We start from the raw sequence: 21,227 nt of genomic DNA, 5'->3' as shown, positions 1-21,227 counted from the left end.
ATAGGTCAAACCGGCGAAGGGGTCATGTCCCGCGCGGAGCGCCGGTTGGTCGTGCGGGCCGTGCCTTCCTACGCTGGCTGGACGGGGTGTTCCGCGTGTCATGTCGTTCCGGGGGGAGCCGTGGTGCGGTATCGGGTCGGGCGTTGGCCGTTGGTGGGACGTGAGCGGGAGCTGGAGGAGTTCGCCTCGGCGTCGCAGGACCGGAAGTGCCGTGGCTTCCTCGTGTGCGGGGCAGCCGGGGTCGGCAAGTCGCGGCTGGCCGAGGAGTGTCTGGAGCGGGCCGCGGCCGACGGGGCGCGGGTGGGCCGGGCCACCGCGACCGCCGCGGCCGGAGCGGTTCCGCTGGGGGCGATCGCGCACCTGCTGCCCGCCGGGGTGGACCTGTGCGACCCGGTCGCCGGGTTCGCCGCGGTCGCCGCGCAACTCGCCGTGGGCCGGGGAGAGCCGCGGCGGGTGCTGCTCGTCGACGACCTGCATCTGCTGGACCCGGCCTCGGCGGTGCTGCTGCGGCAGCTGATGGACGCCGGCGCCGTCCGGCTGATCGGCACGGTCCGCACCGGCGAGCCGTACGGCGAGGCGGTCGCCGCGCTCACCGGCGGGGACGCGGTGCGCCGGGTCGACCTGGCCGTGCTGGACCCCGGGCGGATCGGAGAACTGCTGGCGGCCGCGCTCGGCAGGCCCGTCGCCCGGCACACGGTGCACGAGCTGTCGGCCGCCAGCGGCGGCAACGTGCTGTACCTGCGCGAACTGGTCCTCGGCGCGCTGGCCGGCGGGGATCTCACCGAGGACGGGGAGATCTGGCAGCTGCGCGAGGGCCGGCTGCCCGGCACCGCCCGGCTGGCCGAGGTGATCGGCGCGCGGCTGGCGGGCGCCGACCCCGCCGGACGGGCCGTCCTGGAGCTGCTGGCGCTGTGCGAGCCGCTGCCGCTCGCCGACGCCGAGGCCGTCGCCGCGCCGCACGCGGTGGCGGCCCTGGAACGGGCCGGGCTGATCCGCGTCGCGCAGGAGCGCCGGCGCACCTCCGTCTCCCTGGCCCACCCTCTGTACGGCGAAGTCCTGCGCGCGGGACTGCCCGTGCTGCGCCGCCGGGCCCTGCTGCTGGAGCAGGCGGCCCGCACCGAGGCGCGGGGCGCCCGCCGCCGCGGCGATCCGCTGCGGATCGCGACCTGGCGGCTGGCCGCCACCGGCACCGCCGATCCCGCCCTGCTCACCCGGGCCGCGGTGCTCGCCCGCCACGCCCACGACTACGCCCGGGCCGTGGCGCTCCTTCAGGCCATGCCCGAGGACCGCCACACCACCGCCACCCGCTCGATGCTCGGCGACGCCTTCTTCGAGATGGGCCGCTGGGCGGAGGCCGAGACCGTGCTCGCCCGCGCGGACCGGCTCGCCGACGGCGAGCGCGAGACGCTGGCGGTCGCCCTGGTCCGTACGACGAACCTGTTGTGGAGCAACGCCCCCGTCGCCGAGGCGCTCGCGGCCAACGACGCGGCCCTGGCGCGGATCACGGGTCCCGTGGACCGTCGCAAACTCGGGATCAACGAGGGCTTCATCCGGATCGCCGCCGGTCAGCCCGCCCAGGGGCTGGCCCTGTTGGAGGACCTGGAGACGGACGTGGGCGATGCCTCGGACGTCGACGTCTGGCTGCGCGGCGCCTGGATGAAACCCGCCGGGCTGGCCCTGGTGGGCCGTACCCATGAGGCCGTGGTCTGGGCGGAGCGCGCCCATGCCGGGCACCGCCGGGTCGACGAGCGCGCCCTGGCGTCCCATCCCGCCTTCCAGCGCATCCCGCTGGTCCTCGCGCTCACCGAGGCGGGCCGCCCGGCCGAGGCACGCCGGGCCGGCGAATCGGCGTACGCCGAACTCGTCGCCGCCGACTCGGTGGTGCGGGTGTGGCTGGCGGTCCTGCTCGGCCGTACGGAGTGGCTGGCGGGCCGTCCGGCGACCGCGCGCCGCTGGTGGGCCGAGGCCGCGGCGCTGGCCCGCACCTTCGACCACGCCATGGCCCTGCGCCTGGTCCTGGCCGGTCTCGCCGCCTGCGCGGCCGTACAGGGGGAACCCGAGGCGGCCGAGGCGGCGTTGGCGGAGCACCGTGAGCTGCCCACGCCGGAGCCGGGCCTGCTGTCGGCCGGCGAGGAACGCCTGGGGGAGGCATGGCTGCTGGCGGCCTCGGGGCAGCTCGGCGAGGCCCGCTCGGTGCTCCTCGCCGCCGCCCGCAGCGCGCGGGCCACCGGTCATGTCACCGGGGAGGCGCTGCTGCTGACCGACGTGGCCCGGCTCGGCGGGGCCCGCCAGGTCACGGACCGGCTCGTCGAGCTGGCACGCGCCTGCGACGGTCGACTCGTCCCCGCCCGGGCGCAGTTGGCGCAGGCGCTCACCTCGGACCGCCCCGACCGGCTGCTGCGTGCCGCCGACGCGTGCGAGGCCGTCGGCGCGGACCTGCTCACCGCCGAGGCGGCGACCGCCGCCGCTGCCGCCTGGCACCGGGCCCGGGAACCGCGCCGGGCCGCGGCGGCAGCGCGCCGGGCCGCCACGGCGGCGGCGCGCTGCGAGGGCGCGCGCACCCCGCTGCTGACGATCGCCCGCGCCGCCGCGCCGCTCACCGCCCGCGAGCGTGAGGTCGCGCTGCTCGCGGCGGTCGGCAACGCCAGCGTCGACATCGCCCGCGCCCTCACCCTCTCGGTGCGCACGGTCGACAACCACCTCCACCGCGCCTACGCCAAACTCGGCGTCACCACCCGCCGTGAACTGGCCCGGACGCTGGGGTCGGAGCCGCTCACCGCCCGTCCGCAGGGCTGACCGCCCGGTCCTGATCCAGGCGGGTCGAGCAGTGGCACGGGGCCGGTGTGCGGCGCGGTCGGTTCGGATGCGGGCGGGGCCGCCGAGCGGTTGCCGTGCGGCCACGATCCACTGGGGAGGCCTGCGCACGGGAGAGTGTCGGCGGGCGCGGTTACAGTGCCGGACATGTCTGATGATCTTCGGAATGGTGGGCAGGGCGGCGATCCGGCCCTGGCGGACGGGTTGTCGGCGGATCCGGGCTTCCTGGTGACCGCGGATCCGGAGCGGGTGGTGGCGCTGCTGGATCTGGCGTCGGGGCCCGCGGGGCGGCTGGCGGCGGCGGTGTACCGGGCGTCGGCGGGTACGCACCATGACGCCGACCCCGCCGCCCGGCGGCAGATCCTGTCGGTGGACGCGGCCCGCCATGGGGACCGGGACCTGGCCGATCGCCTCGCCGCCGTCGCCATACCGGGTGTGCCGGCCGCGCGGTGGCGGGTGGAGTGGGCCACCGGATCGCAGGTCCACCCCGGTTTCCTCGGCTTCCTCGGCTCCCTCGACGACTCCGCCGGCCACTGGCCGCCGCCGGTGGTGGCCTTCGAGGGCCGACCGGCCACGATCACCCGCGCCGACGGCGCCCTGCCGCTGCGCGACCTGGCGACGGGTGAGGAGGTCGCCCGAGCCCCCCTCACCGGTTCCGTACGCGGCAAGGAGACGACCGCGGTGGTCGACGGCCGGCCGGTCGAGGTCAGCTGCGACGGGCCCGACGGCCTGCCCCGGATTCTCGACGCGTCCACCGGCGAACTGCTCGCCGTGCTGCCGGCCTGCGGCAAGGCCGGCCCGGCGATGTACTGCCTGGAGTCGGTGACGATCCACGGCAGGCCGTACCTCCTCGCCGGTGACGAGAAGCGGGTGGCGGTGTGGGACCTGACCACCCGGGAACCGGTCGGTGAGCTCGAGTCCGACGGTGACGACCTGCTGTCCTGGGCGGTCGTGACGCTCGACGGACGGCCTCATGTGGTGACCGGCAGCCTTCTCGGCAAGGTCGAGGTATGGGACTTCGCCACCTGCGAACGGATCGGCGTGGGCCGGGGAGACGACCGCGAGCTGCGGCTGATGGCGGCGGCGACGATCGGCGGACGCCCGCACGTCCTCACCGTCGGCTGCGATCCGTACGTGGGGACGCCACTGGACGCCATCGACGTGTGGAGCGTCGACCCGGTCCAGCGGATCGACCGGATCCCTGCCGGGGCGAAGAAGGTGGAGACGGCGGTTCTCGGCGACCGCTGCCATGTCGTCGCCGACGACAGCGTGGTGTGGGAGCTGTCCCGGGCCGAGCCGGTCGGCAGCCGGGCCCCGGGCCACGGCGCGACCGTGACCGCGGTGGCGACGACGGTGCTCGACGGCCGGCCGGTGGCCGTCACCGGCAGCCACGACGAGACCTTGCGCCTGTGGGACCTCGCCACCGGCCGCCCCGTCGGCCCGCCGCTGTCCGCCGACACGGACGACTACGACGGTGTGACGCGGGTGCGGACGACCTTGGTCGACGGCCGGCCCTACGCCGTGACCCGGCACGACAGCGGTTACGACGAGTACGCACGGGTGTGGGACCTGACCGCCGGCGAGGAACTCGCCGATGACTCCTGGCCCGCGGAGATGGCCGAGTCGATGGGCGACGACTGTTCCGTCCCTTCGCTGTCGGTCGACGGCCGGGAGATGGACGACACCCTGCTCGGCCCGGCCGGCGAGGTGACCGCGTTCGCCACCGGTACGGTCGACGGCCGCCCGGTCGCCGTGGTCGCCGCCCTGCGGCGGGTGCGGGTGTGGGACCTCACCGGCGAGACGCCCGCCGTCGCCGATGAGCTCGTCTTCCCGCAGAACGTCGGCGCGGTGGCCGTCACCCCAAAGGGGCGGCTCCTGTTCGGCTTCGGCGCCGACCTCGCCGTACTGCGCCGCTTCTGAGTAACGGTTACTCAAGCCGTGCCCCGACGGGACCGGCAGGCTCGTTCGTGGACAGACGACCACGACTTCGGGAGACACGGGGATGGAAGAGTCAAGGATGGAAGAGACGGGGACGAACGGGCCGGGGCGGGCGCAGCGCGGCCGTCGGGGGCGCAGACTCCTGCGGGGTGCCGCGCTGACGTCGGCGCTGGCCGCCACCGCGCTGCTGGCTCCGGCCGGCCTCGCCGGGGCCGCGCCCGCCGCCGCGCCGACGATCGTGTCGCAGCGCGTCGTCACCATCACCCAGGCGGACACGAACCGGTTCCTGGACGCGCACGAGATCGAGAGCCTGGACTTCCGGGTGGTCACCCGGCCGTTCCAGAACAACAGCACCCAGCACTGGATTCTGACCGACCTGAGCAACGGCCTCTCGACGATCCAGCAGCAGAGCAACGGCCGCTATCTCGACGCCTACCAGGGGTCCGGCGACGACTTCCGGGTCGTCACCCGCACCGCCGAGAACGACGCGACCCAGGCCTGGATCATCCTGCCGTCCACCAACGGCACCTACACGATCCAGGAGGCCAGCAACAGCCGGTACCTCGACGCCTACGAACTGCCGTCCCAGGACTACCAGGTCGTCACCCGGCAGTGGAAGAACGCGGACGAGGAGCGGTGGCGGATCCTCGACGTGTGACCCCGTTGCCTACGCTTTGAGCGCCACCGGAATGCGGTCCAGCACCGGGTAGGGGACCAGCCCGTAGTGGTAGAAGTCCACGGCGTCGGCCCGGCCGGGCCCGGTGGCCGCCGCGGTGCGCTCTCTCAGGTGCCCGGCGGTGACGGTGTCGGGCACGCCCGGGCGCAGGACCGCGCGCAGCGTGCACGGCTGCGGCAGTACGGCCCGGTAGGCGGCGGTGTCGGCCGCGACCCGCTCGGCGTCCCGGGCGTAGGCGAGGAGTGCGTAGCCGGGGACCACGGCGCCGACGGCCGCCGGGTCGACACCGATGCGCCAGGCCTCGTCGGCGGCGAGCGCGCCCGTCGGCAGGCCGTCCGCGTACCCCTTCACCGCGCCGGTCAGATCGAGGAACACCAGCTGTGAGCCCTCGTCGGCCACCGCGTCGGCGACCTCGGCCGCCAGCGAGGTGACGGCTTTGGTGCGGGTGCGGACGTAGGCGGCGACGGGCTCGGGCAGCTCCCCGGCGTCGGCGTCGTCGTCGGGGGGCGCGCCGTCCAGCACCCGGCCGACCAGCCGCCCGGCCTGCGCGCGGGCCGCACCGGCGTCCGCGCCCGCGTCCTCGGCGCGCCGCACGCAGTGCTCGCAGAAGCACAGGCCCAGCAGGAAATCCTCCAGCGGGCCCAGCGGCACGAAACTACGCTCGTGGTGGTAGCCGTGGCCGAAGGTGCCGTAGTGCAGGGACTCGGCGACCACCGCTTCCACCCCCAGCCGGGCCACCGAGCGGGCCAGCGCCACGGCGTACGCCCGGACGTCCGGGTGGGCCGGGCACAGGTCGGCGGGGGCGGCCCGGTCGCCGAAGCAGTTCTGCTGGGTGACGTCGGGGTGGGCGAGGCCCAGGGTGGTGTTGTGCAGGAAGACGGTCCAGCCGTGCAGCGCGGCGCCCCGCTCGGCCGTCAGCCGCCTGGCCTCGCGCAGCGGTTCCCGCTCGGCGCCCGCCTGCACCGGCGGGGTGAGGCGCAGCCCGTCGAACAGCTCGGCCGGCGGGACGAAGTGGGCGCCGTCGCGGCGCAGCGTGACCCGTGCCGGGCCGTGCGGGGTGACGTCGCGGGCGCGGTGGTAGGCGGCGGCGACGGTGAGGGTGTCGCAGCCGTAGCTGCCGAGGACGCGGTCGAGGACGGCGGCGGTCCCTTCCGCGCGCAGGTCCTCGACGAAGGCGTACGTCGACGCCGTGGACGTTTCCATGCTCGTACTCCTGGATGTGGGTCGGGTGTCAGTGGCGGTGTCAGTGGCCGTTGGTGTCCCGTGCTCGTGGGGAGCCGAGGACGTGGGAGATCTCCAGGCCGGTGCGGACGACCATGGGGCCGACCTCGCGGACCCGCGCCGGGGTCATCCGGGTGGTGAGGCCGGAGACGCTGACGGCGCCGACCGCCGCGTCGGTGTGGTCGAAGACGGGCGCGGCGACGCAGCGCACCTCCGGCTCGTTCTCGCGGTCGTCGATGGCGTAGCCCTGGCGCCGGACCCGGTCGAGTTCGGCGCGCAGCCGCTGCGGGTCGGTGGTGGTGTGCGAGGTGACCGGCGGCATGCCGGCGGCGACCACGGCCTGGAACTCCTCCTCGCCCAGCCAGGCGAGGATGGCCTTGCCGACGGCGGTGCGGTAGGCGGGGACCCGGCTGCCGACCCGGGAGGCCATCCGCACGTTGGTCTCGTTCTCCACCTTGTCGATGTAGACGACGTCCGGTGTGTCGTACACCACGAGGTGGCAGGTCTCCCCGACCGCGTGCTGGAGCAGCCGCAGCGGCTCGGTCGCCACGGTCCTCAGGTCGAGCGAGTCGAGATAGGCCTGCCCCAGCCGGAGCGTGCCGTGGCCGAGCCGGAACCATCCCGTCTCCCGGTCGCGCACCAGCAGGTCCGCCTCCATCAGCGGCGCGGCGAGCCGGAGCACCGTGCTCTTGTTGATGCCGAGTTCGTCGGCGAGCCGGGTGAGCGAGATGCCCCGGCCGGTGCCCGCGTGGTCGCGGATGTGCTCCAGGACGGTGAGGGCGCGGCGCAGCGACGAGGACTGGTTGCGGCGGGCCGCGGGCGGGGTCGTCATGTCGTACTCCTCGGCAGCAGTCCGCGGGCGACGGTGTCGCGGGCGGCGGCCAGATGGCGCCCGGCGCGGGTGAGTGAGATCTCGTGGTGGCCTGGGAACAGCGCGTCGACGTCGAGCGCGGCCAGCGTGGTCAGACTGGCCGCGTACGCGGGCACCCGGCAGTCGTGGAGATTCTGCAGGGAGATCCGGCCCCCGGTGAAGACGCAGTCGCCGGAGAACAGCGCCCGGTGGCCGGGGGTGCGCAGGTGGTAGCAGACATGGCCGTCGGCGTGGCCGGGCGTCGCGACCGCGCGCAGCACCACCCCGCCGCCCAGGTCGAACTCCGTGCCGTCGGCGACGGCTTCGACGGACGGACAGGGCGGGAAGGAGTAGTCGTCCGGGTAGACGCCGGCGGCCCTGCCCCGGTCGACGCTGAGCCCTGCCTCGTCGCCCGCCGCGATCCACGGCACCGCCTCCGGCCCCGCCAGCACCCGCAGCCCCGGCCACCGCGCGGCGAGCCCGGCGGCTCCGCCCGCGTGGTCGGCGTGGCCGTGGGTGAGGAGCAGGAGGTCGGGCCTGCCGACGTTCAGGGGGGTGCGTCCGGCTCCCGCGTCGATCAGCGCGCTGTGCCGGGTGCCCCGTACGAGATAGGCGTGGCAGTCCAGTGGATCGGTGAGGTCGAACCCGGCCGCGCCGCTCGCGACCAGGGTGACGTGTTCGGTCAGCCGCACCGCGGCCCTCCCCTCAGCGCGTCGGCGACGACCCGCGCCGCCAGTGTCACCTCCGTGAGGTCCACCGACTCCGCCGCCGTGTGCGCGTCCGTCACCGAGCCGGGCCCGAAGACCACCGAAGGGATCCCGGCGCGGGCGAGTTTGCTGGCGTCCGTCCCGAACGGCATGCCGCGCGCCTCGGCCGGGCGGCCGTGCCGGTCGAGGGCGCGGCACAGCGCGGTGACGACCTCCGCGTCGGCCGGTGTGTCCAGGGCGGGGTCCACCGTGAACGGCGGGTCCACCTGCGCGCCGAGCGCGGCCAGTTCGGCCCGGTCGGCGCGCCATACGGAGTCCGGGTCCTCGCCGGGCAGCGTGCGCCGGTCGACGTCCGCCTCGCAGGTCCCGGGGATGGTGTTGGGCCCGGTGCCGCCCCGGATCCGGGTGACCGACCGAGTGGCGGGGCCGAGCAGCGGATGCGGGGCGACAGCCGGCGCGGTAGCCGCGAGATGCGCGACGACCGGCGCCATCAGCGTGATCGCGTTCACCGCCTCCTCGGGCCGCGCACTGTGCCCGGCCCGACCGGTGGTCCGTACGGTGTAGCGGACGACCCCCTTGTGCGCGATCGCCGGGACCAGCCCGGTCGGCTCGCCCACGATCGCGCCCACGACCGGCCGGTCCGCCAGCGTGTCCAGCAGGCCCAGCACACCCCGGTAGGCGTGCTCCTCGTCGCACACCCCGGCGAGCACCACCGTGCGCGACGGCGGCTCCCCGCCGGCGAGTTCGGCGAGGGCCAGCAGGAACGCCGTCAGCGGCCCCTTGGCGTCGCACGCGCCCCGCCCGTACAGCCGCCCGTCCCGGATCTCCCCGGCATGGGGATCGACGGTCATCCCGTCCGTCTCGACCGTGTCCAGATGCGACACCAGGGCGACGGCCTCGGGACGGTGTCCCGGTACGACGGCCACGACGTTGTGCCGCCCGGGCAGCACCTCGTACAGCGTGGCGGTGATGCCGCGCCGCCCCAGCCAGTCCCGTACGTGCCGCGCGACCGCCGTCTCTCCCCCGTCGCCCGCCGCGTCCCGGGGGTTGACGGACGGGATCCGTACCAGGTCGCGGAGAAGCGCCTCCGCTTCGCTCATGTGCGGCGCTCCCTCGCGTAGACCAGCAGCAGCGCGATGATCAGCACCCCGAGGACGACCTGCCGTACGCCCTCCGAGAGGTTCCAGGAGGTCAGCAGGGCTGTCAGCAGGGTGAGCAGCAGGGCGCCGCCGACCGTGCCGAGGAGATGGCCGCGCCCGCCGAGGATGGAGGTGCCGCCGAGCACGACCGAGGCGATGGACAGCAGCTGGTAGGGGCTGCCCATGGTGAGCGAGCTGGTGCCGGTGAAGCCGAGCAGCACCAGACCGGCCACCCCGGCCAGCACCGCGCACGCGGTGTAGGCGATGAACGCCGTGGAGACCAGGGGTACCCCGGAGGCCCGGGCGGCGTCCTCGCCGGCGCCGAGTGCGAAGGCGTACCGCCCGGTGCGGGAGAGGTGCAGCAGCCAGTACGCCACGGCCGCGATCGCCAGCCACAGCGCGAACGCCCAGGGCACGCCCAGCACCCGGCCGTTGGCGAGCGAGTCCAGCAGCGGCACCCGGGCCGAGCTCGGCGAGCCGTCCGTGTAGACGAGCAGGGCGCCGGACAGGACGGTGCCGGTGGCGAGGGTCATCACCATGGGCGGGACGCGCAGCCAGACCACCCCGGCCGCGTTCACGCCACCGACCAGCGCGCTCAGCGCCAGCGCCGCCGCGATGCCGGTCGCACCGCCGCCCCCGCCGGAGGCGACCTGGGCGCACACCACCGCCGACAGCGCGACCACCCCGGACACCGACAGATCGATGCCGCTCATCATCACGACCAGCGTCTGACCGACCGCCACGATGCCCAGGAAGGACGCCGTCTGCACCAGATAGCGGAAGCTGGAGACGCTGTCGAAGCCGTCCGCGAACAGGATCGCCGCGAGCCAGGTGACCGCGAGCACGCCGAACGCCCAGGCGGCGCGGCTGCCGCGCAGCGCGGCGACGGTGACGAGGCTGCTCATGCGTCGGCCTCCCTCGTGAGGTACGTCTTCAGGGTGAGGGCGACGACGAGGATCACGCCCTGGAGGATCAGCTGGTAGAACGGCGAGATCCCGGTGAACAGCAGCAGGTTGGTGAGCAGTCCGATGACCAGCGCGCCCAGTACCGTGCCGCGCATCCGGCCGACTCCGCCGAAGAAGCTGATGCCGCCGAGCACGGAGGCGGCGATGGAGTTGAGGGTGTAGGGGGCGCCGATGGTCGGGTCCGCCGAGCCGGTCTGGACCGCCAGACCGATCCCGGCGAGTCCCGTGAACACCCCGGCCAGGGCGTAGCCCGAGATCTTCACGCGGCGGGTGTGCAGCCCGCCGGCGTAGGCGCCGTGCTCGTTGCCGCCGACGGCGTAGTGCGCGAGCCCGTGCCGGGTGGTGCGCAGCAGCTTCCACCCGGCGAGGACGACGCCGAGGGCGACGGCGGGCAGGGCGATCCCGTACCAGCCGTTGTTGTAGGCGTTCACCAGGCCGCCCGGTACCTCGCCGCCCGGCTGGGGCAGCACCACCAGGGTCACCCCGCCCCACAGGAAGGAGGCGGCGAGGGTCACCACGATCGGGGGCAGTCCGGCGTACGCGACGAGGGTGCCGTTGACGGCTCCGGCGGCGACGGCCGCGGCCAGCGCGAGCACCGCCGCCGTGACGACACCAGCGGCGCCCTGCGCGTCGTAGGTCGCGAACACGGCCATGGCGAGCCCGAGCACGGCGCCCAGCGACAGATCGATCCCGCCGAGGAGCATCACGGTCGTCTGCCCGGCGGCCGCCAGGATCAGCGGCAGGAACTGCGCGGAGAGGATGGTGATCGAGGCGGGGGTGAACAGGGCGGAGTCGTAGTGCTGGTAGGCGGCCAGCAGCACCAGCAGGAGGACGGCGAGGGCGAGGAGGTCGGTGTTGCCGCGCGCGGCGGCCAGGGCGCGGTCACGCACGGACCACGCTCCCGGTGCCCATGACCGACGATCTGACCAGGCGTTCCTCGGTCAGCTCGGGGCCGCTCAGCCGGTCCACGACCGTCCCCTCGTACAGGACGGCCACCTCGTCGCACAGGCCGACCAGTTCCATGGTGTCTCCGGAGGTGACGAGCACCGCGAGACCGTCGTCGGCCAGGCGGCGCAGCAGATGGTAGATCTCGCGCTTCGTCCCGATGTCGATGCCCCGGGTCGGCTCGGCCAGCAGCAGGACCCGCGGCCCGGTGCGCAGCCACTTGGCGAGCGCGACCTTCTGCTGGTTGCCGCCGGAGAGCCGGCGGGCCTCCTGGGCGGGGGAGGCGGCCTTGATGCGCAGCCGCCCGATCAGCTCCTCGACGAGCGCGGTCTCGGCGCCGCGCGAGACGGTGGTGAGCCGGTGCGCCGGGGCGAGCGCGCGCATGCTGGGCAGCGCGAGGTTGTCGCGGACACTGCGCACGGTGTGCACGCCCTCGATCTTGCGGTCCTCGGGCACGTACGCGATCCGGTGCCGGATCGCGTCGCGCGGTGAGGACAGCCGGACCGGACGGCCGTCCAGGGTGAGTTCACCGGAGTGCCGGGCGAGCCCGAACAGGGCGCGCAGGACCTCCCGTTGGCCCTGCCCCTGGAGTCCGCCGAGGCCGGTGATGCGACCGGGCGCCAGATCGAGGTCGATGCCGGAGCAGGCCCGCGGCACGGTGAGCCCGCGCACCCGGAGCAGGGGGTCCGTGTCGTGCGCCGCCGGGGCCTTCCCGGGGAACAGGTCGGACAGCTCCCGGCCCACCATCAGCCGTACGATGTCGTCGTGATCGGTGTCGGTCCGCTCCCGGGTCGCCGTCACGGCCCCGTCCTTCAGGACGGTCAACCGGTCGGCGACGGCGAAGAGTTCCGCCATGCGATGGCTCACGAAGATCACCGACCCGTCCCGCTCGCGCAGTTCGCGGATCACCCGGAAGACGGCGGCCACCTGGTCCTCGTCCAGCGCGGAGGTGGCCTCGTCCAGGATGAGCAACCGGGGTTCGCCGGCCAACGCCTTGGCCAGTTCGACGAGTTGCTGCCGGCCGAGCGGAAGCCGCCCGACCGGGGTGCGCGGGTCGACGTCGAGGCCGACCCGAGCGAGCAGCGGCTCGGCCCGCGCCGCGAGGTCCCGGCGCCGGACCAGTCCCCACCGGGAGGGCCAGGCCCCGAGGAAGACGTTCTCCGCGACGCTCTGATGCGGGTTCAGGCTCAGCTCCTGGTGCACGGAGCCGATCCCGGCGGCCCGGGCGCGGTGGGGAGACCACGCCCGGGCGACGGGTGCGCCGTCGAAGGCGACACGGCCTGTGTCGGGTGCCAGCAGCCCGGTGATCAGGGAGAGCACCGTGGACTTGCCGGCCCCGTTCTCCCCGACGAGGGCCAGCACCTCCCCGGGCCGCACCTCGAGACTGACGTCCGTGAGCACCCGGTTGCCCGCGAACGACTTCGACACCTTCTCCACGCTCAGCAGCGCCACGGTCGTCACCCGCTCACTTGCCGATGAGCTTGTCGATCTCGGCCTGGGAGATGTCGTTGATCGGGTAGGAGTCGTCCGGCTGGTCGGGCTTGGCGTACTGGGCGAGGTTGGTGTCGGTGATCTCGGGCAGCGGGACGGTGATGTCCTGGGGCACGGCCACCCCCTCGCGCTGGGCGACGGCGGCCTCCAGGGCGATCACGGAGAGGTAGTTGGGCTGGGCGGTGGCGACGGAGGAGAAACCTTCCTTCTGCTTGCTCTGCCACAGCTTCAGGAAGCCGTTGTAGTTCTCGCCGGTGATCGGGACGAGCTTCTTGTCCTGCTTGACCAGGGTCTGGAGCGCCGCCGCGGACAGCGCGCCGCCCTGCGAGAAGACGCCGTCGATGTCCGGGTGCGCGGAGTAGGCGGAGGCGAAGGCCTGCGCGGCGGGGGCGAGGTTGTACTCGCTGTGCACATTGGTGACGATCTTGATGTCCGGGTACTTCTTGAACACCGCCTCGGCCCCGGACCAGCGGTCCTCGCTGACGGCCACCCCGGCCGGCCCGTTCATGGCGATGACACTGCCCTTGCCGCCCAGTTTCTCGGCCAGCCAGGTGGCCATCATCGAGCCCCAGGCCTTCTGGTCGGTCCCGACCCGGATCACCTTCGTGCTGGTGGGCAGCGAGTCGAACGCGACGACGGTGATCCCGGCGGCGACGGCCTGCTCGAGGGCCGGGTTGAGCGCGGTGGACGATCCGGCGTCGACCAGGATCACGTCGTACTTCTGCTGGATCATGGCGCGGATCTGCGCGATCTGCTGCGAGGTGTCGCCGTTGGCGTTGAAGGTCTTGAACGCCGACACCTTGCCGCTCGCCTTCAGCTTGTCGACGTCCGTCTGGAGCATCTTCAGCGTCTGCTGCATCCAGGACGGGGTGAGATAGATCGTCGACCAGCCGACCTTGAGGTTCTTGGCCTGCGCGGAGGCGGCCGAGGCGGAGTCGCTGCCGCCGGGGCTGCCGCTGCCGCCGGCTGACTGGACGTTGCACGCGGTGACCCCGGTCAGCGCACAGAGCGAGGCGGCGACCGCCACCGCACCACGGACGGAACGTGCGTTCATCGAAGTTCCTCGAATCCCTCGGAGATGGGTTTGGGGAGGGGAGCTGGGGAGGAGCGGGCACCGGGTCGCGCGCACGGAACATCGCTGTTCCGGCCGTGGGAGGGCGGTTGGCCCGGTGAGGACCGGTCTGTTGAGAGGGGAACGTAGGAGCTTCGCGCGGCTGCACACCACGTCTGCAACACAAAATTTCGCATTGCACAACATGCGTGTTCGGGGGTCTGCCGAGACGCACCCCGGGGTATCGCCTCCCCGTTGCCGGGACGAGCGCCGCCCCGGGCCGACGGAGGGTCGACGGCACGGGGCGGCGGCAGTGTCGGGCAGGTCGGCGTGCGGTGAAGCTGAAGAGGTACGGGCACGCACGGGCCCGGTGGCACGTGACGGCTTCGCCGAGCTCGGTTACGCCACGGCCTCCCGGCGCGACTTCGCGGAACGCGCCGGCGTCACCGAGGCCGGGCAGCCGGCGATGACGCCGGCACACCTCCGATGCGGGCCGCCCGTCATCGTCATCGCATCACCATCGTCATCGCTGTTCCCGGCGGGAGGAGTGGCGTAGCGCCAGGGACAGCCTGAGGGTGCCGAGCAGGATGCGGAGGGTGAAGCGGGTGCGGGTACGGCGGGTGGGGAGGGTGGCCAGTTCGGCGTGCCATTCCTCACGCCAGCGTGCTCGTGCCGGGGCGGGCAGCGTCAGGGTGAGCGCGGTCAGCAGGCGTGCGGTGACGGCGTACGTGGAGGAGGGTGGCTGAAGGACGGCCGCGGAGAGGTCGTGCAGTTCACGGCTCACGTCGGTCAGGCCTGCCGCGCGGGCCGACGGGGCGAGCACGTCGAGGGTTTCCCGGGCGGCACGGTATCGCCTGGCCGGAGCGACGAACGCGATGGTGCGCAGGTTGTGCAGCCGGTCGGCGCAGCGAATGGCCGGCACGGCCTCCTCGCGCGTCGGCGGACCGGCCTGCCGTGGGATGCCGGAGGTGGGGCCGCTCGGCAGGACGGCGTGGACCTCGGCGACGCGGACGGCCGCGACGAGCTCGGCGATCTCCGGCCCGAAGTGCTCGGCCATGTGGCCCGGCGGGCAGGGTGTGTCGTCGATGTCGTGCAGCAGGGCTGCGCAGATCACCGCGGGTGGCATACCGATGTCGGCGACGATGGCGGCGACGGCGAGACAGTGGGTGAGGTACGGGTCTCCGCTGCGGCGGGTCTGGCCCGCGTGCCAGACGGCGGCTTCGTCGTGGGCGTGCCGGATGAGTGAGGTGTCGGCGCACGGACGGTGGCCACGATGCCGCCCAGGGACGGGGTGGTGGCGGAGCGGCGCTTGACCGGTCGGGGCACCGACCGGCGCCGGGCATTCATGACACTCCCCCGTCACCGATCGGGCGAGCGGCCCACCCGGGCACCGGCTGCTTGCGGGCGCGGTAGACGCGAGCGAGGGTGTCCCTGGCCTGCTCGGCGCCGTCCTCGGTGATCCGGTAGAAGCGGCGGCGCGGACGGCCGGCCTTCTCGTGAACGGCGGGGTCCTCCCAGGTGCTGTCCACCCAGCCGACTTGTTCCAGGCGGGCGAGGATCGGATAGATCGTGCCCGACGGCAGTCCTGCCAGCTCGCACAGCTCGAGGCCGTAGCGCTCTCTGGCGGGGTCTTCCAGCAAGGCCCGCAGCACCAGTTGGGTCTGCAGGGTCATACGCGGCGTACCCATACTCGTACTCTACATAGGCTATATACATACCGTCCAGAAGGGTGTCGGTGAGACGGCCGGCGACGTCGGGGCGCGGGGCGACGGGGAAGGTGACGGTGGGTACGTCGAGGAACGTGGTGCGGCCGGCGGTCCAGGCGCAGGTCCGGTCGCTTCCTAGGTCGAGGGCGAGGCCGCAGCACTGCCGGCACCGGGGCCAGGGCCGGTGCCCGGCCCGGCCCGGCCCGGGAGCCGGTGCGGGGGCTACGAGCTACGGGCTACGGGCTACGGGCTACGGGCTACGGGCTACGGGCTACGGTCATCCTGCGGCCTCCCGCACATGCTGGCAGCGTGCGCAGTAGCGGGCCTGCGGAACGATCATCAGGCGTTCACGGTCGACGGGCTGTCGGCAGAGGTGGCAGGTGCCGTAGCGGCCCTCGTCCATGCGCCGCAGCGCCGCCTCGGCGTCGTTGAGGACCATGCGCGCGGAGGCGGCGAGTCTGAGCTGCACTTCGGCCTGTGCGGCGGAGCGGTGCCGGGCCCTCAGACAGTGGCGCGGCGCTGGCAGGCGACGCAGTACCGGGTGTAGGGGAGGATCTCCAGGCGTTCGGCGGGGACGGGCTTGGAGCATCCTCGGCAGGTGCCATAGGAGTTGTCGTCGATACGGGCGAAGGCGTCGTCGATCTCCTTGAGGACCTGTTGGATCGCCTCCGCTTGGGCGGACATCACATGGTCCTTCGCGATCCGGCCGGCCTCGTCGAGGGCCCGCAGTTGGGCCATCCGGCTGCTGCGGGCGTGTTCGAGGCGCCGGCGGGCGTCTTGCGCGGCCGACCGTCCGGGACGGGGATCGGTCTGGGAGGTGTCGAGCGGCACGGCGGGTCCTTTCTCCGGGCGCGGCAGGCGCAGCGATGGCCGACCGGTTCGCCCGGGCCCGCGGTTCCGTAGGACGTGGGGCACCGGCCGTGCCGGGCGGCTCGGTCACGGTCGACTCTGCTCGGTGCCGCGTGGGAAACCCATCGGGCGCGGGCCCCATTCGTGCGGTGCGCGGTAACCACACGGTGATCGCCCGGGGCAGCGGATGGGTGGTGCGCGACTCGGGAAATGGGTGCTGGGCCCCATCGACCGCAGCCCCCGGGGCGAAGGAGGCTGGGGGCAGGATCGGACACGCCCGTGTCCCGTGGCCTGCACCCGTGTGACGGCGGGGGTGAGAAGGGCCGATCCAGGCCGGGTCCCTGAAGGAGGAGCCTTCCCGTGTCGTTGTTCTGGCGGATCTTCGGGCTGAACGCCCTGGTCCTTGGCACCGCCACGGCGCTGCTGCTGTGGGCGCCGGTGACCGTCTCGGTGCCGGTGTTGCTGACCGAGGCGGTCATCCTGGTCGGCGGTCTGGCCGTGATGCTGGTCGCCAACGGCGCCCTGCTGCGCTGGGGCCTGGCCCCGCTGGGCCGGCTGACCCGGCTGATGACCACCGTCGACCTGCTGCGGCCCGGGCAGCGGCTGCCCGTTCCCGGCGCCGACGGTGGCGGTGGCGGTGGCAGCGAGGTGTCCGAGCTGATCCGGACCTTCAACGCCATGCTCGACCGGCTGGAGCACGAACGCGCCACCTCCAGCGCGCGGGCGCTCCTGGCCCAGGAGGCGGAACGGCGTCGTATCGCCCAGGAGTTGCACGACGAGGTCGGGCAGAGCATGACCGCGATCCTGCTGGTGCTCAAGCGCGCTGCGGACGACGCTCCGGGGCCGCTGCGCGAGGACCTTCGGCAGGCTCAGGAGATCACCCGGGAGAGTCTGGACGAGGTACGGCGCCTGGTACGCCGCCTACGGCCCGGCGTCCTGGACGACCTGGGCCTGGTCAGCGCCCTGACCTCGCTCACGCAGGACTTCGCCACCCACACCGGGCTGCGTGTCGTACGCCGCTTCGACGCCGATCTGCCCGCCCTGGGCGAGGAGAGCGAGCTCGTCCTGTACCGGGTGGCTCAGGAGAGCCTGACCAACGCGGCGCGCCACGCGGACGCGCGTCGGGTGGAGGTGAGCCTGCGGCGCGCCGGAGAGGCGGTGGTGCTGGAGATCGCCGACGACGGCCGCGGCATCGAGGCCGCCTGCGAGGGCGCCGGGATCCGGGGCATGCGGGAACGGGCCCTGCTCGCCGGGGCCACCCTGGACATCGCCGCCTCGACGCCCGCCACCACCCTTGGCACCGGCATCGGCACCGGCGTCGGCACCCGGATCCGCCTGATCACCCCCGTCCCCAGGAAGCAGCTCTGACCATGTCCGACGACATCCCTCCCGAACGCACCACGGCTTCGGCCGCGTCGAAGCCGATCAGGATCCTGCTCGCCGACGACCACGCCCTCGTGCGCCGCGGCGTACGCCTGATCCTCGACCGTGAGCCCGACCTGCGGGTCGTCGCCGAGGCCGGGGACGGTGCCGAGGCCGTCGAACAGGCCCGGAGGACGGAGGTCGACCTGGCCGTCCTCGACATCGCCATGCCGCGGCTGACAGGCCTGCAGGCCACCCGTGAACTGGCGGCGCTCACACCGGGGCTGCGGATCCTGATGCTGACCATGCACGACAACGAGCAGTACCTGTTCCAGGCGCTCAAGGCCGGAGCCTGCGGCTATGTACTGAAGTCGGTGGCCGACCGCGACCTGGTCGCCGCCTGCCGGGCCGCGATGCGCAACGAGCCGTTCCTCCACCCCGGCGCGGTCACCGCGCTCATCCGCACCTGTCTGGACCGCGTGCGGCACGGCGAGGAGAACCCCGACCACCTGCTCACTCCTCGCGAGGAGGAGGTTCTCAAGCTCGTCGCCGAGGGGCACTCCTCCAAGGAGATCGCCGAGATCCTCTTCATCAGCGTCAAGACCGTGCACCGCCACCGGGCCAACCTCCTGCGCAAACTCGGTCTGCACGACCGGCTGCAACTGACCCGTTACGCGATCCGCGCCGGACTCATCGAACCCTGACGCACTCATGGCGCTCACCACGCTTCTCGCCGTCCTGTTGACCCTGCTCCCCGTCGCCACCGCGCCCGCGCACTCACCTTCGCCTTCACCCCCTCCGGCCTCAATAGCCAGGGCCGTCGACCGGCCGGACACCGGTCCCCGTGCGGACGACCCGTGCGCTGCCGGATGCACCGCTCAGGCCAGGTCCCCGTACGCCCATCCCGGCGAGCGCCCGCACCCAGCGGACCACCGCGCCACCCACCCCCGCCGTATCACCGCATCCGCCCCGGCCGCCGGCCCAGGCACGTCCACGCCGCACGGGTGCGCCCCCGTCGTCCGCGACCGATCCGCACACGACGGCGGCCGAGCTCCTCCCCCACCTCCCGGCACTTGAGACATCCCCATCCCCCTTCTCCTGTCGCGGCCACGCGTGCCGTCGCTGCGACATGCCTGCCGGAGGCTCGTGTTGAAACGCCGGAAGAACTCCTCGCGCACGCGTGCGCTGCTCGCCCTCGCCGTGACCGCCGGAGCGCTGGCCATCGCCCTGACCACGCCGGTCCGCCTCGGGCTCGATCTGCGCGGCGGCACCCAGATCCTGCTGGAAACCCGCTCCTCCGACGCCGCCGACGCCGACCCGGACGCCACCGACCGCACCGTGGAGGTGCTGCGGGGCCGCATCGACGCGCTCGGCGTCTCCGAACCGACCCTCGTCCGCTCCGGTGACCATCGCATCCTCGTCGAACTGCCCGGCGTACAGGACCCGGAGAAGGCCGCCGACGTCCTGGGCCGCACCGCACAGCTCACCGTGCACGCCGTCCTCGGCACAGCCGGGGCGGCCGAGACGGCCGGCGCCCCCGCACAGCCCGCCGATCCGGCCGGGGAGCGCGTCCTGCCGGACGGGGCCGGACAACCCCTGCGGCTGGAGGCCGCCGCCCTGACCGGGCGGCACATCAAAGGCGCCGACGCCCGCTTCGACCAGCAGAGCGGCACCGGATGGCACGTCACGGTCGACTTCACCGACACCGGCCGCACCCGGTGGACGCAGGTCACGGCGGAGGCCGCCTGCCACCCGCCCGGCGACCCGCAGCGCCGGGTGGCCATCGTGCTCGACGACAAGATCGTCTCCTCGCCGCAGGTCGACCCGTCCGTGGCGTGCGGTGGGGGCATCCCGGGCGGCACCACACAGATCACCGGCTCCTTCGACGACGCCGAGGCCCGCGAACTGGCCCTGCTCATCTCCGGCGGCGCCCTGCCCGTACCGGTCGAGACGGTGGAACAGCGCACCGTCGGCGCCACCCTCGGCGACGCGGCCATCGGGGCCGCGGCCCGGGCCGCGGTGATCGGCACCGCGCTGACCGCACTGTTCATCGTCGCCGTCTACCGGCTCATGGGCCTGATCGCGACCGTGGCGCTGGCCTGCTACGGCCTCATCTCGTACGCCGCCCTGGCCGCCCTCGGCGCCACCTTGACCCTGCCCGGCCTGGCCGGGTTCGTCCTGGCCATCGGTATGGCCGTGGACGCCAACGTCCTGGTGTTCGAACGGGCCCGCGAGGAGCACGCCGCCCGCAGCCGGCCCAGCCCCCGCTCGGCGCTGACGGCCGGGTTCCGGGGTGCGCTGGGCGCGATCGCCGACTCCAACATCACCACGCTGATCGCCGCCGCACTCCTGTTCGTCCTCGCCTCCGGACCGGTCCGCGGCTTCGGCATCACCCTCGGCATCGGCGTCCTGTCCTCGATGATCAGCGCCTTGGTCGTCACCCGCGTACTCGCCGAGTACACGCTCGACCGCCCCGCGGCCTTCCGCCGTCCGCACCTCACCGGCATCGCGGAGACCGGAAGGGTCCGCGACCGACTGCTGCGCCGCGACCCGTTCCTGATGCGCCGTCCGCGCCGCTGGCTGGTCGCCTCCGCCGCGCTCCTCGCCCTCGCCGCCTCGGGCATCCTGGTGCGCGGTCTCGACTTCGGCGTCGACTTCACCGGAGGCCGGCTCATCGAGTACGCCACGACCACTCCCGTCGACCCCGACCGGGCGCGTGAGGCCCTCACCCGGGCCGGCTTCCCGCACGCGGCCGTCCAGTCCTCCGGCGACGGTTCCCTCACGGTGCGCGCGGAGGACCTGACCGCTGCCGAAGAGGCCACGGTGACCGACACCGTGCGCGGTCTCGGGGGCGGGACGGAGAAGGTCCGTGACGAACGGATCGGCCCGAGCCTGGGCGACGAACTGCGCCGTAACGCCCTCATCGCGCTCGGTCTGGCCCTGGGCGCCCAGTTGCTCTACCTGGCGGTGCGCTTCCGGCGGAGGTTCGCCGCCGCGGCCGTCGGTGCGCTCGTCCACGACGTGGTGATCCTCGTCGGTGTCTTCGCCTGGCTGGACAAGCCCGTCGACGGCCTCTTCCTGGCCGCCCTGCTGACCGTCATCGGCTACTCGGTCAACGACTCCGTCGTCCTGTTCGACCGCATCCGCGAACTCCTCGCCCGCGACCGCACGGTGCCACCGGCGCGGCTGACGAACCAGGCGATCCTGCAGACCCTCCCCCGCACCGTCAGCACCGGCACGGGCGCGGCCCTCATCCTCACCGCCCTGGCCGTCCTGGCGGACGGCACCCTCACCGACTTCGCCCTCGCCCTGCTCATCGGCCTGGCGGTCGGCACGTACTCCTCCGTCTTCACCGCAGCCCCTCTCACCCTGACGCGGGCTCGTTGGGCAGCGAAGGAAAGACCATGACCGTCACGCAAGGAGTACGACCGCGGAGCGCGGCGGGGTGGCCCTGGTCGGGCAGCGCGAGGACGATCCCGGTATCGGCTCCTTCTTCGACGTTCTGCAGCAGGT

Annotated in this window: 17 protein-coding genes and 1 pseudogene; 6 read left to right on the top strand and 12 right to left on the bottom strand. The window is 73.6% G+C overall.

Annotated elements, in window-relative coordinates:
• Positions 1 to 153: 153 nt before the first annotated feature.
• From ABZ464_RS42870 to ABZ464_RS42860, 3 genes are all read left to right on the top strand, one after another.
• Positions 154 to 2,796, top strand: coding sequence for a helix-turn-helix transcriptional regulator (locus tag ABZ464_RS42870; RefSeq protein ID WP_359287359.1), 2,643 nt, complete (start codon positions 154 to 156; stop codon positions 2,794 to 2,796).
• A gap of 165 nt (positions 2,797 to 2,961) precedes the next feature.
• Positions 2,962 to 4,734, top strand: a complete 1,773-nt coding sequence (locus ABZ464_RS42865) for a WD40 repeat domain-containing protein (RefSeq protein WP_359287336.1) — start codon at positions 2,962 to 2,964, stop codon at positions 4,732 to 4,734.
• A gap of 97 nt (positions 4,735 to 4,831) precedes the next feature.
• Positions 4,832 to 5,410 (top strand): RICIN domain-containing protein, encoded by a 579-nt coding sequence (locus tag ABZ464_RS42860; protein WP_359287335.1) that lies wholly within the window; start codon positions 4,832 to 4,834, stop codon positions 5,408 to 5,410.
• Between the two features lie 9 nt (positions 5,411 to 5,419).
• Here the strand turns inward: ABZ464_RS42860 and ABZ464_RS42855 are convergent, their stop codons facing one another.
• From ABZ464_RS42855 to ABZ464_RS42800, 12 genes and pseudogenes are all read right to left on the bottom strand, one after another.
• Entirely contained in the window at positions 5,420 to 6,631 is a 1,212-nt protein-coding gene (locus ABZ464_RS42855) for a hypothetical protein (RefSeq protein ID WP_359287334.1), read from the bottom strand.
• A 40-nt stretch (positions 6,632 to 6,671) separates the two neighbouring features.
• A complete protein-coding gene (locus ABZ464_RS42850) occupies positions 6,672 to 7,481 on the bottom strand; it encodes an IclR family transcriptional regulator (protein ID WP_359287333.1) in 810 nt (269 codons plus the stop codon).
• Entirely contained in the window at positions 7,478 to 8,191 is a 714-nt protein-coding gene (locus ABZ464_RS42845) for an MBL fold metallo-hydrolase (protein ID WP_359287332.1), read from the bottom strand. Before ABZ464_RS42845 ends, ABZ464_RS42850 begins: the two co-directional genes overlap by 4 nt.
• Positions 8,182 to 9,306 carry a M20/M25/M40 family metallo-hydrolase gene (locus ABZ464_RS42840; protein WP_359287331.1) on the bottom strand — a complete coding sequence of 375 codons (1,125 nt, stop codon included), beginning with the start codon at positions 9,304 to 9,306 and terminating at the stop codon, positions 8,182 to 8,184. The genes ABZ464_RS42845 and ABZ464_RS42840 overlap by 10 nt, the downstream gene beginning before the upstream one ends.
• A complete protein-coding gene (locus tag ABZ464_RS42835; RefSeq protein WP_359287330.1) occupies positions 9,303 to 10,250 on the bottom strand; it encodes an ABC transporter permease in 948 nt (315 codons plus the stop codon). The genes ABZ464_RS42840 and ABZ464_RS42835 overlap by 4 nt, the downstream gene beginning before the upstream one ends.
• The gene (locus ABZ464_RS42830) at positions 10,247 to 11,200 is read right to left on the bottom strand and encodes an ABC transporter permease (protein WP_359287329.1); all 954 of its coding nucleotides are present in this window, start codon (positions 11,198 to 11,200) and stop codon (positions 10,247 to 10,249) included. Before ABZ464_RS42830 ends, ABZ464_RS42835 begins: the two co-directional genes overlap by 4 nt.
• Complete coding sequence (locus ABZ464_RS42825) at positions 11,193 to 12,716, bottom strand: sugar ABC transporter ATP-binding protein (RefSeq protein WP_359287328.1); 1,524 nt, start codon at positions 12,714 to 12,716, stop codon at positions 11,193 to 11,195. The genes ABZ464_RS42830 and ABZ464_RS42825 overlap by 8 nt, the downstream gene beginning before the upstream one ends.
• Before the next feature lie 4 nt (positions 12,717 to 12,720).
• Positions 12,721 to 13,800, bottom strand: coding sequence for an ABC transporter substrate-binding protein (locus ABZ464_RS42820; RefSeq protein ID WP_359287327.1), 1,080 nt, complete (start codon positions 13,798 to 13,800; stop codon positions 12,721 to 12,723).
• A 520-nt stretch (positions 13,801 to 14,320) separates the two neighbouring features.
• Positions 14,321 to 15,160, bottom strand: a complete 840-nt coding sequence (locus ABZ464_RS42815; RefSeq protein ID WP_359287326.1) for an HD domain-containing protein — start codon at positions 15,158 to 15,160, stop codon at positions 14,321 to 14,323.
• Complete coding sequence (locus ABZ464_RS42810; protein ID WP_359287325.1) at positions 15,141 to 15,485, bottom strand: PadR family transcriptional regulator; 345 nt, start codon at positions 15,483 to 15,485, stop codon at positions 15,141 to 15,143. The genes ABZ464_RS42815 and ABZ464_RS42810 overlap by 20 nt, the downstream gene beginning before the upstream one ends.
• A 295-nt stretch (positions 15,486 to 15,780) precedes the next feature.
• Positions 15,781 to 15,999, bottom strand: a pseudogene (locus tag ABZ464_RS42805) (TraR/DksA C4-type zinc finger protein); the annotation flags it as partial.
• A 5-nt stretch (positions 16,000 to 16,004) separates the two neighbouring features.
• Complete coding sequence (locus ABZ464_RS42800; protein ID WP_359287324.1) at positions 16,005 to 16,334, bottom strand: TraR/DksA C4-type zinc finger protein; 330 nt, start codon at positions 16,332 to 16,334, stop codon at positions 16,005 to 16,007.
• Positions 16,335 to 16,712: 378 nt separating this feature from the next.
• Between ABZ464_RS42800 and ABZ464_RS42795 the strand changes: the two genes are divergently transcribed.
• From ABZ464_RS42795 to secD, 3 genes are all read left to right on the top strand, one after another.
• Positions 16,713 to 17,720: a histidine kinase gene (locus tag ABZ464_RS42795; RefSeq protein WP_359287323.1), complete on the top strand. Its 1,008-nt coding sequence runs from the start codon at positions 16,713 to 16,715 to the stop codon at positions 17,718 to 17,720.
• Positions 17,721 to 17,722: 2 nt separating this feature from the next.
• Positions 17,723 to 18,418 (top strand): response regulator transcription factor, encoded by a 696-nt coding sequence (locus ABZ464_RS42790; protein ID WP_359287322.1) that lies wholly within the window; start codon positions 17,723 to 17,725, stop codon positions 18,416 to 18,418.
• Between the two features lie 445 nt (positions 18,419 to 18,863).
• On the top strand, positions 18,864 to 21,122 hold the full coding sequence (secD, locus tag ABZ464_RS42785) for a protein translocase subunit SecD (RefSeq protein ID WP_359287321.1): 2,259 nt from the start codon (positions 18,864 to 18,866) through the stop codon (positions 21,120 to 21,122).
• Positions 21,123 to 21,227 lie beyond the last annotated feature (105 nt).

Origin of the sequence: Streptomyces sp. NPDC005820, from assembly GCF_040630255.1 — a bacterium.
In the GTDB taxonomy this organism is placed as follows: domain Bacteria; phylum Actinomycetota; class Actinomycetes; order Streptomycetales; family Streptomycetaceae; genus Streptomyces.
This window is presented reverse-complemented; position numbering and strand designations above follow the sequence as displayed.

Bases quoted from the DNA above. Each gene is read 5' to 3' on its own strand.
- ABZ464_RS42865 (WP_359287336.1), top strand. From the start codon at position 2,962: ATGTCTGATGATCTTCGGAATGGTGGGCAGGGCGGCGATCCGGCCCTG.
- ABZ464_RS42860 (WP_359287335.1), top strand. From the start codon at position 4,832: ATGGAAGAGACGGGGACGAACGGGCCGGGGCGGGCGCAGCGCGGCCGT.
- ABZ464_RS42855 (WP_359287334.1), bottom strand. From the start codon at position 6,631: ATGGAAACGTCCACGGCGTCGACGTACGCCTTCGTCGAGGACCTGCGC.
- ABZ464_RS42850 (WP_359287333.1), bottom strand. From the start codon at position 7,481: ATGACGACCCCGCCCGCGGCCCGCCGCAACCAGTCCTCGTCGCTGCGC.
- ABZ464_RS42840 (WP_359287331.1), bottom strand. From the start codon at position 9,306: ATGAGCGAAGCGGAGGCGCTTCTCCGCGACCTGGTACGGATCCCGTCC.
- ABZ464_RS42835 (WP_359287330.1), bottom strand. From the start codon at position 10,250: ATGAGCAGCCTCGTCACCGTCGCCGCGCTGCGCGGCAGCCGCGCCGCC.
- ABZ464_RS42820 (WP_359287327.1), bottom strand. From the start codon at position 13,800: ATGAACGCACGTTCCGTCCGTGGTGCGGTGGCGGTCGCCGCCTCGCTC.
- ABZ464_RS42810 (WP_359287325.1), bottom strand. From the start codon at position 15,485: ATGGGTACGCCGCGTATGACCCTGCAGACCCAACTGGTGCTGCGGGCC.
- ABZ464_RS42790 (WP_359287322.1), top strand. From the start codon at position 17,723: ATGTCCGACGACATCCCTCCCGAACGCACCACGGCTTCGGCCGCGTCG.